Origin of the sequence: Faecalibacillus sp. MSK20_93, from assembly GCF_020589945.1 — a bacterium.
In the GTDB taxonomy this organism is placed as follows: Bacteria; Bacillota_I; Bacilli_A; order Erysipelotrichales; family Coprobacillaceae; genus Faecalibacillus; species Faecalibacillus intestinalis.
In genome coordinates, this window is sequence record NZ_JAJDKA010000174.1 from 1 (window position 1) to 377 (window position 377).

The following is a 377-nucleotide window of genomic DNA, read 5'->3' on the forward strand; positions in this document are numbered from 1 at the left end:
CAGAAACACCCTTGCCTGTGTTTTTAATGATGCAAAGTACAGAAAAATCAAAATGAAAAAGCTCTTTATTAAAAAATCCAAATGCCCCTACTCCTATAAAAATGACAGAAACAAGATCGTTTTCGGTTCTGTTTTGACTTTACATACTTTTGGCAGAGATTTGAAATGGAATCCCCATATCCACCGCCTTGTTTGTGAAGAAGCTTTTGATACCAAAAAAAATAAAATGAAGAACTATTCTTTTATTTCCTATGAAAAACTCAGAAAGACTTGGATGTATCAGGTCCTTGATCTTCTTTCAAAACAAGAACTTGAGAATTTTAATTATCTCAAACAACGTTTCTATAAAGAACTTGTAAACGGCTTTTATGTCTACG

1 protein-coding gene is annotated in these 377 nt (G+C 32.4%); it reads left to right on the forward strand.

The features are described 5' to 3' along the window. Positions 1–377 (forward strand): transposase (locus LJD34_RS16240; protein ID WP_227360391.1); only part of this gene is annotated, 377 nt, incomplete at both ends.